General features: G+C 34.5%; 17 protein-coding genes. 9 read left to right on the forward strand and 8 right to left on the reverse strand.

Annotated elements, in window-relative coordinates; translation table 11 throughout:
• Nucleotides 1–12: 12 nt before the first annotated feature.
• Together gldI and ACEN2N_RS12915 are read right to left on the reverse strand one after the other, a co-directional pair.
• Nucleotides 13–564 (reverse strand): gliding motility-associated peptidyl-prolyl isomerase GldI, encoded by a 552-nt coding sequence (gene gldI / locus ACEN2N_RS12910; protein ID WP_441824712.1) that lies wholly within the window; start codon nucleotides 562–564, stop codon nucleotides 13–15.
• Nucleotides 561–1,577, reverse strand: coding sequence for a DHH family phosphoesterase (locus ACEN2N_RS12915; protein WP_441824713.1), 1,017 nt, complete (start codon nucleotides 1,575–1,577; stop codon nucleotides 561–563). The genes gldI and ACEN2N_RS12915 overlap by 4 nt, the downstream gene beginning before the upstream one ends.
• A 75-nt stretch (nucleotides 1,578–1,652) precedes the next feature.
• Between ACEN2N_RS12915 and ACEN2N_RS12920 the strand changes: the two genes are divergently transcribed.
• Both ACEN2N_RS12920 and ACEN2N_RS12925 read left to right on the forward strand, forming a co-directional pair.
• Nucleotides 1,653–2,681 carry an alkaline phosphatase D family protein gene (locus ACEN2N_RS12920; protein ID WP_441824714.1) on the forward strand — a complete coding sequence of 343 codons (1,029 nt, stop codon included), beginning with the start codon at nucleotides 1,653–1,655 and terminating at the stop codon, nucleotides 2,679–2,681.
• A 45-nt stretch (nucleotides 2,682–2,726) separates the two neighbouring features.
• Nucleotides 2,727–3,146 carry a nucleoside-diphosphate kinase gene (locus ACEN2N_RS12925; protein ID WP_027066423.1) on the forward strand — a complete coding sequence of 140 codons (420 nt, stop codon included), beginning with the start codon at nucleotides 2,727–2,729 and terminating at the stop codon, nucleotides 3,144–3,146.
• 103 nt (nucleotides 3,147–3,249) lie between these two features.
• Here the strand turns inward: ACEN2N_RS12925 and ACEN2N_RS12930 are convergent, their stop codons facing one another.
• From ACEN2N_RS12930 to recF, 3 genes are read right to left on the reverse strand one after another with little or no spacing between them, the layout of a single operon-like run.
• A complete protein-coding gene (locus ACEN2N_RS12930) occupies nucleotides 3,250–3,546 on the reverse strand; it encodes a DUF721 domain-containing protein (protein WP_441824715.1) in 297 nt (98 codons plus the stop codon).
• Nucleotides 3,546–3,962: a lipocalin family protein gene (locus tag ACEN2N_RS12935; protein ID WP_441824716.1), complete on the reverse strand. Its 417-nt coding sequence runs from the start codon at nucleotides 3,960–3,962 to the stop codon at nucleotides 3,546–3,548. The genes ACEN2N_RS12930 and ACEN2N_RS12935 overlap by 1 nt, the downstream gene beginning before the upstream one ends.
• A gap of 2 nt (nucleotides 3,963–3,964) precedes the next feature.
• Nucleotides 3,965–5,044 carry a DNA replication/repair protein RecF gene (recF, locus tag ACEN2N_RS12940; protein WP_441824717.1) on the reverse strand — a complete coding sequence of 360 codons (1,080 nt, stop codon included), beginning with the start codon at nucleotides 5,042–5,044 and terminating at the stop codon, nucleotides 3,965–3,967.
• A gap of 123 nt (nucleotides 5,045–5,167) precedes the next feature.
• Between recF and ACEN2N_RS12945 the strand changes: the two genes are divergently transcribed.
• From ACEN2N_RS12945 to ACEN2N_RS12975, 7 genes are read left to right on the forward strand one after another with little or no spacing between them, the layout of a single operon-like run.
• Nucleotides 5,168–5,935 (forward strand): tetratricopeptide repeat protein, encoded by a 768-nt coding sequence (locus tag ACEN2N_RS12945; protein WP_441824718.1) that lies wholly within the window; start codon nucleotides 5,168–5,170, stop codon nucleotides 5,933–5,935.
• Nucleotides 5,935–6,417 carry a 6,7-dimethyl-8-ribityllumazine synthase gene (gene ribH / locus ACEN2N_RS12950; RefSeq protein ID WP_441824719.1) on the forward strand — a complete coding sequence of 161 codons (483 nt, stop codon included), beginning with the start codon at nucleotides 5,935–5,937 and terminating at the stop codon, nucleotides 6,415–6,417. Before ACEN2N_RS12945 ends, ribH begins: the two co-directional genes overlap by 1 nt.
• A 60-nt stretch (nucleotides 6,418–6,477) precedes the next feature.
• Entirely contained in the window at nucleotides 6,478–6,840 is a 363-nt protein-coding gene (locus tag ACEN2N_RS12955; protein WP_441824720.1) for a riboflavin synthase subunit beta, read from the forward strand.
• Complete coding sequence (gene mutL / locus ACEN2N_RS12960; protein ID WP_441824721.1) at nucleotides 6,840–8,687, forward strand: DNA mismatch repair endonuclease MutL; 1,848 nt, start codon at nucleotides 6,840–6,842, stop codon at nucleotides 8,685–8,687. The genes ACEN2N_RS12955 and mutL overlap by 1 nt, the downstream gene beginning before the upstream one ends.
• Nucleotides 8,688–9,431 carry a rhomboid family intramembrane serine protease gene (locus ACEN2N_RS12965; RefSeq protein WP_441824722.1) on the forward strand — a complete coding sequence of 248 codons (744 nt, stop codon included), beginning with the start codon at nucleotides 8,688–8,690 and terminating at the stop codon, nucleotides 9,429–9,431.
• Between the two features lie 3 nt (nucleotides 9,432–9,434).
• Complete coding sequence (locus ACEN2N_RS12970) at nucleotides 9,435–10,313, forward strand: rhomboid family intramembrane serine protease (protein WP_441824723.1); 879 nt, start codon at nucleotides 9,435–9,437, stop codon at nucleotides 10,311–10,313.
• A gap of 2 nt (nucleotides 10,314–10,315) precedes the next feature.
• A complete protein-coding gene (locus ACEN2N_RS12975; RefSeq protein ID WP_441824724.1) occupies nucleotides 10,316–11,344 on the forward strand; it encodes an endonuclease/exonuclease/phosphatase family protein in 1,029 nt (342 codons plus the stop codon).
• Here ACEN2N_RS12975 and ACEN2N_RS12980 read toward each other — a convergent pair.
• The 3 genes from ACEN2N_RS12980 to lepB are packed head-to-tail and all read right to left on the reverse strand — an operon-like array spanning nucleotide 11,334 to nucleotide 13,964.
• A complete protein-coding gene (locus ACEN2N_RS12980; protein ID WP_441824725.1) occupies nucleotides 11,334–11,645 on the reverse strand; it encodes a DUF6122 family protein in 312 nt (103 codons plus the stop codon). The genes ACEN2N_RS12975 and ACEN2N_RS12980 overlap by 11 nt on opposite strands.
• The gene (locus ACEN2N_RS12985; protein WP_441824726.1) at nucleotides 11,638–12,267 is read right to left on the reverse strand and encodes a WbqC family protein; all 630 of its coding nucleotides are present in this window, start codon (nucleotides 12,265–12,267) and stop codon (nucleotides 11,638–11,640) included. Before ACEN2N_RS12985 ends, ACEN2N_RS12980 begins: the two co-directional genes overlap by 8 nt.
• Entirely contained in the window at nucleotides 12,264–13,964 is a 1,701-nt protein-coding gene (lepB, locus tag ACEN2N_RS12990) for a signal peptidase I (RefSeq protein ID WP_441824727.1), read from the reverse strand. Before lepB ends, ACEN2N_RS12985 begins: the two co-directional genes overlap by 4 nt.
• Nucleotides 13,965–13,979: the final 15 nt, after the last annotated feature.

The raw sequence follows: 13,979 nt of genomic DNA on the forward strand, positions 1-13,979 counted from the left end.
ATAATGGTCATTTTAATTTACTGTGTTGTCTTCTTGTTTTTCTATTTGTAAAATTGTAATTGTAGATTTAATAGGCACATTGCTTCCTATTTTATTTTCATCGCCATGGTAACCATAAGCAATCGATGACGGAAAAAGAAAAGTGGCGCGTTCATTAACTTTTAACATCTTTACGGCATCCCTAAGACCTAAAAAAAGCTCTTGCTTATCTACTTTATAGGTAACTACACCAATTTCTTCTTTCGAGTAGATGGTGTCGTTTTCTAAGGTTAATATATCATAGCTGAATGCTACTAAATCTCCTGTTTTAGGTGTGTAATTGCTTTCTTCATTTACCGTTAAGTAATGATACCATGATCCAGAATTACTGTGCGAGTAGTGTTTTAAAGAATCTAATTTTATAACTTCTTGAATTTTATTTTCTTCGGCTTCCAATAGTTTGCGGCTTCTTTCTATAGAAGCCTTAAAGAAACTTCCGCTTTTTGTTTGAATGGGTTTTCTTGGTTCAGGTCCATCGCAACTAACGACCAAAATAGCTAAAAATAAAAATGAAATTAATCTCATGATTGTAATTGATTCTTATATAAAGGTAGTAGCGATGTAAATTTGGTAATAGTTTCCTCTAAATTATCATCACTTTTTCCGCCAGCGGCATTTGTATGTCCGCCGCCACTAAAATGTTTTCTTGCGAAATCATTTACCGAAAATTCTCCGACTGATCTAAAAGAAATTTTATAAATACCTTCTTCTCTATTTTCTATAAATATGACGGCAAATTTAATACCATCTAAAGTTAACCCGTAGTTTACAAAACCTTCGGTGTCTCCTTTTTGATAGTTATAGGTGTCTAATTCGTCTTGACTCATTGTAATATAGGCCGTAGAATACTCTTCTAGTATGACCATATTCTTCAATGCGCAACCCAATAAATGTAGTCTACTCGGAGAATTAGTGTCATATATACGGTGATGAATTTCTGTTCCTTCAGCACCTTTATCCATAAGATTGGCAATGACTCTATGTGTATTACTTGTTGTAGCGGCAAATTTAAAAGAACCAGTGTCGGTCATAATACCGGTATATATACAATTCGCCATTTCTGGGGTAATACTGTTCTCATCGCCTAATTGATTGATCAGTACATACACCATCTCGCAAGTAGAGCTCATTTTTACATCTGAGTACATGATCTTAGCGTAATCTGATGGCTCTTGGTGATGGTCTACCATTACAAAAGTAGCCTTTGCAGATTCTAATATCTCGCTCATTTGACCAACACGACCTAGGTGGTTAAAATCTAATGTAAATATGATATCAGCATTATTAATGCATGCTTTGGACTGCGAATTTTCTTTTTCAAAATTCAAGATTTGCTCTGAGCCTGGCATCCATTTTAAAAACTTCGGATAGTCGTTCGGTGCAACAATACTAGCTGTATGACCGGTATTAACCAAATAATGCCAAAGTGCCAATGTTGATCCAATAGCATCTCCATCGGGATTCTTATGTGGTATAATCGCTATTTTCTTTGGTGAAGAAAGTAGCTTTTTAAGCTCGTTTAGGTGCTCTAAATTCATGGCGGCAAAGATACAATTTAATAATATAGGCTTTAAAACGAAAGCCTTAATTTTACCCAGACTTAACTATCTCATATGAAAATTACGTACTTTTTTATCGCTACATTCTTATTGGTGGGGTGTTCTTCAAATAAAATACCAATTGAAAATGAATCTGCCAAGCCCGATTTTACCTTGGCTTTCGGCTCTTGTAATAGAATAGATTTGCCTAATCTTCTTTGGGATGATATTTTGAATACCAAGCCCGATGTATGGGTATGGGGCGGCGATAATATTTATGCCGATACCGATGATATGGTGGCTTTAAGAGCGATGTATAATAAGCAGAAGGAGCAAACGGAATATAAAAAGCTAGTAGAAACCACTGATATTTTAGGTACTTGGGATGATCATGATTACGGATTAAATGATGGCGGAGTAGAGTTTGAGGCTAAAGATGCCAGTCAGCAAGAGTTTTTGAATTTTATGAACGTGCCAGAAAATAGTCCTTTACGAAAGCGGGAAGGAGTCTATAATGCCAAGAAATATGATATAGGTGAACATTCTATCACTTTTATCATGCTTGATACACGCTATTTTAGAACACCATTAACGCCCGATACTGAAACTTCGAAAAGAGTTAAACCAAACGAATATGGCGACGGTACTGTGTTAGGTGATGTGCAGTGGGCATGGTTAGAAAATGAACTGAATACATCTAAATCTGATTTTAATATTATTGTCAGCAGTGTTCAGTACTTGTCCAATGAACACGGATTCGAAGCTTGGGGTAATTTTCCGCATGAGGTTGATAAGTTGGCAAAGGTGATAGCAGATTCTAAAGCAGCGGGAGTAATTGTACTATCTGGTGATCGACATATTTCTGAATTTTCAAAAACGGTTATTGATGGTATGAACTATCCATTAATAGATTTTACAAGTAGCGGACTTACACATGCTTATAGAGGTTTTACCGGTGAGCCTAATAAATATAGAGTAGGCGAAGTTGTATTTACAGAAAGTTTCGGAATATTAGAGTTTGATTTTACCGCCAAAAAGGTTGATTTTAAAATAGTTGCAGATAACGGAATAGTGTTGGAGAAACTAGAACAAGTCTACGAATAGTTGTGAGATATGTATAAAAACGTATTTTTGCGCAAAAATTAAGATATGAGTACGAATAGAACGTTTACAATGATTAAACCAGATGCCGTTAAAAACGGACATATTGGGGCTATTTTAGAAAAAATTACTGCTGCTGGTTTTAAAATCGTAGCGATGAAATATACACAATTGAGCTTAAGAGATGCACAAGAATTTTATGGTGTACATAGAGAGCGTCCATTTTTTGGTGAATTAGTTGAGTTCATGACAAGTGGTACAATTGTAGCGGCTATCTTAGAAAAAGAAAATGCTGTTGAAGATTTTAGAGCACTGATCGGTGCTACCAACCCTGCAGATGCAGCTGAAGGTACTATTCGTAAAATGTTTGCTACTAGTATTGGTGAGAATGCAGTACATGGTTCAGATAGTGATGAGAATGCAGCTATTGAAGGGTCATTCCATTTTGCAGGTAGAGAAATTTACTAAGTAGAATTTTTACATATAAAAAAAAGCCAGTTCGATAGGACTGGCTTTTTTTATGATATTTTCAACAACCAACAACCAACAACCAACAACCAACAGTCAAAAGCTATCTAAGTACTAATTTTTTCACGACCTCTTTTCCGATTTCTTCGTTTAGCATTCGTACAATTTTTGATTTCCCTAAACTTAATTCTTCGCGTAATACAGAAGAACTTAAGGCCACATAAAGTGTGTCGAACTTTAATTCAATTTCTGTGGTGTAATTATTTACGCCGTTACCCATAAGTTTGGCCCATGCAGTTCTTACATCTACTTTGTCCATCCCTTTTTCCAATTTATTCTTTTGAATAAATGCAGAAATTGCGTCTTTCATTGAAGTATTATCGTTGCCTCTGCTTGCCATTATGGGGTTATATTTATAGGTTCAAATCTGTTATATTGGTAAATGAGTCCGTCTTTGTTTTTTACTGAGAAACTTTGTTCAGATAGTTTGGTCAGTACCTCTTCCCAAGTGTTCGAATTGTTATTATAGCTCATGAAAATAGAATCATGCGATATTCTAATATGAAAAGGTTCTGCATCATTAGAGGTTTCAAAAGTACCATTGAATTTTGGGTCTACTTTTTTTCTGAATCCTGTGAGAGAATCTAATTGTATATAGTCAACGGTACTATTAATAGAATACTCTTTTTTTGCTCCGTCTTTAAAGGTAACCTCTTTTATTTCCCAATAGCCATTTAATAGGTGTAATTGATTTTTATCAACTTTAGAACTACAAGAAGCAAGAATTAGGAAGCTCAGAATCAGTAATTTTTTCATCATTACAATTTAAAGATTTTATAGGATTGATGAATTTTTTTAACAACACTTTCCGTTCTATCCGCATGGGTGTCACTAATGAAAATCTGTCCGAAATTTTCATCATTCACTAAAGTTATAATATGCGATACACGATGCTCATCCAACTTATCAAAAATATCATCTAAAATTAAAATTGGGGTAGTGTCATTTTGCGATTTCATAAAATGAAACTGTGCGAATTTTAAAGCTATTAAAAAAGATTTCTGTTGTCCTTGACTACCAAACTTTTTAATGGGGTGGTTGCTGATTTCAAAGTTAAGGTCATCTTTATGTATACCGACACTTGTATATTGTAGGGCGCGGTCTTTGTCTAGATTTTTATTTAACAGTGTAATTAAATCGTAATCTTTCAACTTACTATCGTAAGAAAGGGAGACATCTTCTGTATTTCCAGTGATAGATTTATATTGTTCTTGAAAAATAGGAATAAAAGCTTCTAAGAACGATGTTCTCTTTTTAAAGATTTCTGTGCCATAGGTACTCATTTGTTCATTGTAGACAGCTAAAGTATCTTTATTGAATGTTCTGTTCGCAGCGAAATACTTTAATAGCGCATTTCTTTGCGAAACCACCTTATTGTAATTGATGAGGTTTTGTAAATAGCTTTTGTCTGATTGAGAGATAACACCATCAATAAATTTTCTTCTGGTATCGCTACCTTCTATAATAAGGTCTCTATCTGCGGGCGAAATAATAACTAGCGGTAGAAGACCAATATGGTCGGCAAAGCGATCATATGCTTTTCCGTTACGTTTAATAATTTTCTTATTATTCTTTTTTAGGCTACAAACAATTTTCTCTTCCCTACCTTCTTTTTCAAAAGTACCATCGATTACAAAAAAATCTGAACCGTGACGAATGTTTTGAGAAGATACCGGGTTAAAGTAACTTTTGCCGAATGATAGGTGATATATGGAATCGAGAATATTGGTTTTTCCAATTCCGTTATCACCTACAAAACAATTTATTTTGGCATCGAACGTCAGTTCTTTTGCTTCAAAATTTTTGTAATTGATCAATGATAATTGTCTCAGCAGCATTAATAAAATCGGATTTAAAAATTGGGAGAATGTAAACTTGCTTAAAATATCCAAAAATAACGAATAAATACACTTTGCGATTTCAATAAAACCATTATTTTTGCGCGACCAATAAATTTATAGATGGCAACATATAAGAAAAGAGGATATAAACCTGAAACAAAAGCTGAGCAACAGGAATTTGACGAACAGGAAAGCACAACAGCTGAGGTTTTTAGTTCTTTAGATGAAGGAGCTTCTAGATCAGAAGAGTGGGTTTCTAAGAATCAGAATTTCATTTTAGGTGCCATTGGTGTTATTGCTATCAGTGTTTTGGGCTATTTAGCTTACAACCAATTTGTAGAGAAACCGAAGGAGTCTAGTGCAGCTAATGAGATGTACTATCCGCAACAATATTTCGACCAAGCATTGGTTGCAACAACTGCAAAAGACTCATTGTTTACTTTAGCATTAGAAGGTGCTGAAGGTAAATATGGTTTTTTAGATATTATTGAAGAATATAGTGGTACTAAAGCTGCTAACCTTGCAAATTACGGTGCAGGTATGTCATATTTGAATATGAACAATTATCAAGAAGCTATTACATATTTAGAAGATTTTAGTTCTGATGATGCTGTTTTAGGTGCTTTGGCAAAAGGTGGTTTGGGTGATGCTTTTATGCAATTAGACCAAGCTTCTGATGCTTTAGGTTACTACGAGGCTGCCGTAAAACATAGTGGTAACGAATATACTGCTCCTAGATTTTTATATAAAGCCGGTATTACTGCTTTAGAAATGGGAGATAAGGATAAAGCTTTAGGTTTTTTCCAAAGAATTAAAGACGATTTTCCAAAATCAGAAAATGCTGCTTCTATAGATGCTTTTATAGGTATGGCTAAAAGTGGAGAATAATGGCTACAGTAAATAAAAATTTATCGGTTTACGATAAGGCAACAATCCCAAACGCGAACGGACTTCGGTTTGGGATTGTTGTTTCAGAATGGAATTCAGAAATTACAGAAGGATTGTTTTCTGGTGCTTTTGAAGCGCTACTTGATTGTGGTGCACAAGAATCTGATATTATACGATGGAATGTGCCTGGTAGTTTTGAGCTCATTTTTGGTTCAAAAAAAATGATCAACAGCCATAAACTTGATGCCGTAATTGCTATTGGTAGTGTTATACAAGGGGAGACCAAACATTTCGATTTTGTATGTGAGGCTACCGCTCAAGGTATCAAAGACTTAAATATAACGACCAATGTGCCTGTTATCTTTTGTGTACTTACAGATAATAATATGCAACAAGCTATAGACCGTAGTGGTGGTAAGCATGGTAATAAAGGTACTGAAGCCGCTATTGCCGCAATAAAAATGGCAGTTTTAGGTAGTTAGTAGCCTTTTTAACAGCTCTATTTTCTTTTATTTTTAAGAGTATTAGGTTAGTGTCGTAAGATGTTAACAAATTTTGGCATTGGTAACATGCCCTATTTTTCTATTTTAAGTAACTTTGGAGTTATGGGGATGTTGAGCAAAATAACGCGGTTACGAAAAAATAGGTCATTTGAATACAATCCTAGGTATTATGATGGTAAAGGAAAAGGCAATCCGTTTAAAATGGAACCTAAATTCGACCAATTCCGTAGTACTTTAAATACATCTCGAGGCTTAAAAAGGAAAATAAATAGTGCTATAGAGGACTCCAAAAGAAAAGGGGATCGCAATTTAAAAATCAGAATGGTAATTATAGTTGCCGTTTTACTTCTTATTTTTCTTTACATAATCGATTTTGATCTTACAATCTTCTTTACTACATAATGGCAGATATTATTAGATTATTACCTGACCATGTAGCAAATCAAATTGCTGCGGGTGAAGTTGTACAGCGCCCATCTTCAGTGGTGAAAGAATTGGTGGAAAATGCCATTGATGCCGGTGCTACTGAAATACAATTGATTATTAAAGATGGTGGTAAAACACTAATTCAAGTGGTTGATAATGGTAAGGGCATGAGCGGTACAGACGCACGTTTAAGTTTTGAACGCCATGCTACTTCTAAAATTCAAAAAGCAGAAGATCTTTTTAATTTACATACCAAAGGTTTTAGAGGCGAGGCTCTTGCTTCAATTGCTGCTATCGCGCATGTAGAAATGCTTACCAGAACTGAAGATGATGATATTGGTACGAAGATTAAAATCGAAGGAAGTAAAATTGTAAGTCAAGAAGTTGTCGTAGCCCCTAAGGGTACCTCAATGTTGGTTAAGAATCTTTTTTTTAATATACCTGCTCGTCGAAATTTCTTAAAATCTGATCAAGTAGAATTTAGGCATATAACCGATGAGTTTCACCGAATTTCATTGGCGCATCCGCAGGTAGCGTTTAATTTTTACAATAATGGTAGCGATGTTTTTCAATTACCGGCTACTGATTTCAGAAAACGTATCGTACACATTTTCGGTAGAAAAACTGATGAGAAGTTAGTGCCTGTTGACGAGGAAACTCATGTTGTTAAAATTTCAGGGTATATTCAAAAACCTGAATTTGCTAAAAAGAGCAGGGGAGAGCAGTTTTTCTTTGCCAATAATAGGTTTATAAAGAGTCCGTATTTGCATCATGCCATTTTAGGTGCTTTTGAAGGGGTCATTAGACCAGGTACACACCCAGGTTATTTTTTGAATTTAGAGGTTGATCCGGGTACTATCGATATAAACATACACCCAACAAAAACAGAGGTTAAGTTTGATGATGAACATACCCTATATGCTATGCTTAAGTCTACGGTAAAACATAGTTTGGGGCAATTCAATGTAGTGCCAGCTCTAGATTTTGAACAAAATCAAAATTTAGATACTCCGTATTCATATAAGAATAAACAGGTCGGCATACCGCAGGTTGTGGTAGATTCAACTTTCAATCCTTTTGAAACTGTGCAGCCGTCTAGAGGAAATTCTGGTGGTGGTTATTCAAAGCCAAAAGTAGATGGGTGGGAGAGTCTGTATACTGGTATTGAAACTAATACCGATACAAGTGCGAGTCATTTAGAATTTGAGTCAGAGGTTGTAAATAGTAGCATTTTTGATAATGAAAAAGATTCAGTAGAACATACGACTACTACATTTCAGTTACGTAAAAAGTATATTATAACGACCATAAAATCGGGTATGGTGGTTATAAATCAAAGTAGGGCACATCAACGTGTGCTTTACGAGAATTTTTTAAAGAATATTACCATAAAAGAGGCTGTCAGTCAGCAATTACTTTTTCCGTTGTCGTTGTCTTTTTCGCCAGGGGAAATAAACATTTTGAAAGAGATTAAAGAGAATTTATGTACTGTCGGTTTTGTATTCGGTGAAATTGCCGAAGACGGAGTAGAGATTTCTGGTGTACCTGTACTAGTTGTTGAAAGTGAAGTGCAGATGATTATGGAGCAACTAATTTCTGATTTTCAACAAGAAATACCAGGCGATAGTTTCTCGCAAAGTGATATGCTGGCAAAAACATTGGCAAAAACATTGTCAGTTAAAACTGGTGAGACTTTAGACGAGTTTTCTCAGGTGAAATTAGTGAATGATTTATTCGCGTGTAAAGAAACGACTTTGAGTCCGTTTAACAAAAGAGTATATGTTACTATTACAGAAAATGATATTGAACGAAAATTTATATAAATGGGAAGATTAACGGAAACAATAAAGCACTTACTTATTATAAATGTGCTGTTTTTTATAGCTACGCAAATGTATGGCGAGCAAATGTACGAGTGGTTTTCTTTGTACTTTCCCAAGAACGATCATTTTCAGCTTTGGCAGATATTAACTCATATGTTCATGCATGGTGGGTTTATGCATATTCTATTTAATATGTACGCGCTGTGGGCATTTGGTACACCATTAGAGCGTATGTGGGGTAGAAATAAATTTTTGTTTTTCTACATTTCAGCGGGTTTAGGTGCAGCATTAATTCATATTGGGGTTAATTATTATTACTACAATGCAGGGATGAGTGCTTTGGTAGATGCAGGTATTTCTGAAAGTAGTATTTTAGAAATTATAAATAGTGGACAGTATAATACAGAGTGGTACACCATTGCTGGGAAAGATACTATTGATAATTTTTTAGCAGCTTTCAATACACCAGTGGTTGGGGCATCAGGAGCTATTTATGGTATTTTAGTGGCATTCGGCATGTCTTATCCGAATAGTGAATTATTTTTAATGTTTCTGCCGGTTCCTATAAAAGCCAAATATTTCATTCCCGTTTTAATTGGGTTAGATTTGTTTTCTGGAGTTACGGGTTATAGTTTATTCGGTCAAGGCATAGCGCATTTTGCTCATATTGGAGGAGCTATAACTGGATTTATAATGATGTGGTACTGGAAGAAAAATCAATTTAATAAAAATAGGTGGAACTAGATTATGGCTCAACCAGATTTAAAATATCAGTTTAGTAGGTTAAATATTGCAGAGAAACTAATTGCGGTCAATGTCGTAGTTTTTATTGTAAATGCTTTAATCCCATTTTTATTAGGTTTACAAGAGAATATCATTTTGAAGTGGTTTGAGCTACCCAATGATATTGTTGATATCGCTTTGCAACCATGGTCTATTGTTACTTATTCCTTTTTTCATGGAGGTTTTTTTCATCTTTTTTTTAATATGCTAATGATTTATTTCGTTGGTCGTATCTTTTTAAACCTCTTTGATCCAAAGCGTTTTTTGAATGTGTATTTGCTGGGAGTCATTTTGGGAGGTCTTCTCTATGTTCTGAGCTATAATGTATTTCCTGCTTTTTTTAATGTCAATGCCACGTTAAAAGGAGCTTCGGCAGGTGCAAGTGCTGTATTGATATTCATTTGTACTTATTTGCCTAATCAAGAAGTTAGGGTCATATTTTTCAATATTAAACTCTGGATGGTTGGAGCTGTGCTAGTTTTAAGCGATTTAATTCAATTGCCTATTAGTAACTCTGGCGGACATTTAGCACATTTGGGAGGTGCATTTCTGGGCTATTTATATGCTAGTCAATTATTAAAAGGGAATGATATAGGATCCGGATTTTCTAGGTTTATGGATAGTATAGCCAACCTGTTTAGAGGATCAGAGAAGAAAGCACCCATGAAAACGGTATATAAAAATAAAACCACTGCTGCAAATGCAACATCTGCTGCCGATTATAATAAAAAAACGCATCAAAAGAAAATTGATGCTATTCTAGATAAAATAAGTAAGTCTGGTTATGAAAGTCTTTCAAAGGCAGAAAAAGACTTTTTGTTTAAAGCTGGTAAAGAGAATTAAGCATGAAGAAAATGTCTTTTTTTAAAAAGTTCATGTTATTCTTAAACGTGATAGTTGCTTTCAGTTTATTTTTAGCTTGTATAGTACCTTACACATCTTCTGCAAGTTTAGCATTTATTAGTTTAACGGTGCCAGCTTTGGTTATAATCAATATGCTATTTTTCTTGTATTGGTTATTAGGTAAGAAGATATACCTTTTGCTGTCTCTTTCGGTACTGGTTTTCGGTTACTTTACTTTAGGTTCTTTTATCGCGTTTAATGGGCGGTCAAAAAATATTGCTGATTCTAAAACTATCTCTTTGATGAGTTATAATGTTTTGAGTTTTCATAATAGTGATAATGATTATGAAATTAACACAGCTCCTGAAATTGTGGATTTTATAGAAGATGAAAATCCAGATGTTCTCTTATTTCAAGAATTTCAAAGTTTTTACATAAAAGAGGATATGTTGCGGAACTACCCATACGTTTCTAAAAGAGAAAGTTTGGAAGAAGTACAAGGAGGTAAGAATTTAGCTGTTTATTCTAAATATAAGATTATAAATAATGGAACGTTAGACTTTCCTGATACTTATAATGGTGGGCTTTTTGTTGACCTTTTAGTAAAGAATGATACATTAAGAGTTTTTAATCTTCATATGGAATCATTTGGAGTAAGACCTTATAGTATAAAATATGAGCGGTCTGATCGTTTATTTGTTCGTTTAAGAGATTCTTTTGCAAAGCAACAAAAGCAAGCTTTGATTGTAAAACAACATGTTAATAAAAGTCCATATAAAGTTATAGTTGCGGGCGATTTTAATAATACTCAATTCTCTAAAAGTTATTTTGATATTAAAGGAGATTTAAATGATAGCTTTTTAGAAGGAGGTCACGGTTATGGTGAAACTATAAAATTTTGGAAATTTCCTTTTAGAATTGACATGCTGTTATTGGATTCTTCATTTGAAGTACTTTCTCATAAAAATTATAATATAGATTTATCTGATCATGAGCCCATCATGGCAACATTTAAACCACCTAGCGAATAAAATAGCAATCGACTGTATCAGCTAAAATATGTAAGAGCAATGCTAAACCTATAATTCGTGTCTTTTTATACGCGAATAACAGCGTGTATATGCCGATTGACCAATAGGTATGTAACGGGTGAAAATTGATGCTACATCGATTTGGGTCGAACATAGGTGTTGCTAATACATGATCGATGTCAATTAGAATACCTGATAAAAGTATAACGGCTGCCCATAACCTATTTTCCTTGTAAAAATAAATAGCAATTAAAATGGGTACTATAAAATGGATTCCGTAATGCGCTAAAAACCTAATCATTAGCTGGAGTTATAAACTCGGCATTTAAATAGTCTACTGTATTAGGACCAAGATTGAAAAGTGCATCTAATATGCTCAAATTGGGTAGAAAACCATGTCGGTCATCAAAAACCTGAGTATACGAATTAATGTCTAATTGGTGTTGTAACTTGGAGCTAATCAAAAATCTATAATCTTCATTGTCTACTGGGGTAATTGCAAATGAATCTGATTTTGCTAGTGGCATTTCTAGTTGTAGGCAATCAAAAATTGTCTCTATCGTCTTTAAATTGAAATCTAACAGCCTTTCGTAAGGTTGGTTATAAAGAGCCTTAATTTCATCTTCATAAAATTCAAAGAAAGGCGATGCTCTATAGGTCGTTTCTAACGTACGCCAATGCTGTCGTTGCCATGGATAAGAATTGTCTATTAAAACATCCTTATATTTTTGCCTTCCATTTGCTCTACCGGCATGAATGATTGGTATGCTCAATATATGTTTACCTCTGTCATTAGAAATATAAGTTCTATTTCTAAATGTCTGTTTTTGGTAATTGTCATGCACCTCCCAGCAAATTGGGTGGTGCATAATATAACTGAACGTAAGTATATTCGGAAAATAAGAGGGATGAATTAATTTCACTTTTTATCCTTTTTACGTTTCCAAAACCAATTACCTACAAAATAGGCTACTAGTAATATCAAGAAATATTTGAAATAAGATTGCGGTTCTCCGTCACCATTAACGGTAGTGAAAATACGATCCCATCTTGGTCTCCAATTGGCAATGCCTTCTGTAAAATTATCGAAACTCATCCATATGAAAATAGGTGTTCCGACAATATGATTTTCTGGTACATATCCCCAAGCTCTACTATCTTCAGAGTGATCTCTATTGTCACCCATCATCCAAAAGTAATCTTGTTTGAAAGTATAGCTGGTAGCTGGGGTGCCATTTATACTTATTTGATTGCCAGATACTGAAATCTCATTCTCTTCGTACTCCTTTATTATCTTTTTATATAGAGGAAGAACTTTTAGGTTCAGTTCTACTGTAGCTCCTTTTTGTGGAATGTAAATAGGTCCTAGTTGACTATAGTTCCAAGGGTAATCGGGACTCTGAGGAAATAAGTTGATGCCTCTTCTTCCTTTTTCTGCAACTATTTGAACTACAGAATCTATATCAGGATTTTTACCTAGTGAAGAAACCATATCAGCTGTTAGTGGCACAGTACGTTTTCTGTCGGTTATCTCTTTTAATGCTAATCTATATTTAGATATCACATTCGCAGGTATACCAGACCCTTTTGTATATAACTCTAGTTGACCGTTCTCAGTTTGATTAAAGCCCATTATATAAGACCTTAATCCATTTACTTGATCTTGATTCAGCGGACTTGATTGATATTTTCTAGTGAAATCGGTAATGCCCAAATTATCAAGTGTTCTAGACGATACACCTTTGGAGCTATAGATATCGTAGTCGAACTGTGGTTTAGCGCTTTTTGGTAATTCTAATTGCTTTCCATTTATAAAAACGTAACCATTACGAACTTCTAAAGAATCGCCTGGTACGCCTACACAACGTTTTACATAGTTCGATTTTTTATCTATTGGTTTGTCAACACCTTTTTCTTTTTTGAAAAATACACGAACGGTATCGGCAGGCCAACTGAAAACGACAATATCGTTTCTTTCTACTTTGGTAAACCCTGGTAATCTAAAGTAGGGTAGTTGCGGTTTTTTCAAGTAAGAAGGAATTCCTAAGCCTGGTAATGTATCATGTACCATTGGTGCGGCAACTGTTGTCATCGGCGTTCTGGCACCATAATGAAACTTACTTACGAAAAGAAAATCACCAACTCTTAAGGTGCGCTCCAATGATCCCGTTGGTATTACATATGGTTGTATAAAATAGGTATGTACTAGTGTGGCTGCAACAACAGCAAATAAAATGGAACTGACCCATTCTCCTGCAGCAGTTTTCGGGTGTAAAGAACGGTCTTCAACGTATTTAACATTTAGTGTGTAGTTTACGTAGTAAATGTAGAGACCAAGTGTCAATACAACGATCCATGTTTCTAATTTACTATTTCTGCCAAAGCTTCTTATGGTTTCTACCCATATTACCGGGAACATCAATAAGTTGATAATGGGTATGAATAATAATATAACCCACCATTTTGGTCTATTGATAATTTGCATTAAAACTATAGCATTGTAAACAGGTATTGCTGCTTCCCAAGCTTTTCTTCCTGCTTTGACGTAAAGTTTCCAAGTACCTAAAAAATGTATTACTTGTACAATGAGAATAAAAATAATCCATTGAGTGCCGTTCATATTCTTTAATTTTTA

The sequence above is a fragment of the Maribacter spongiicola genome (genome assembly GCF_052119685.1).
GTDB lineage: Bacteria > Bacteroidota > Bacteroidia > Flavobacteriales > Flavobacteriaceae > Maribacter > Maribacter spongiicola_A.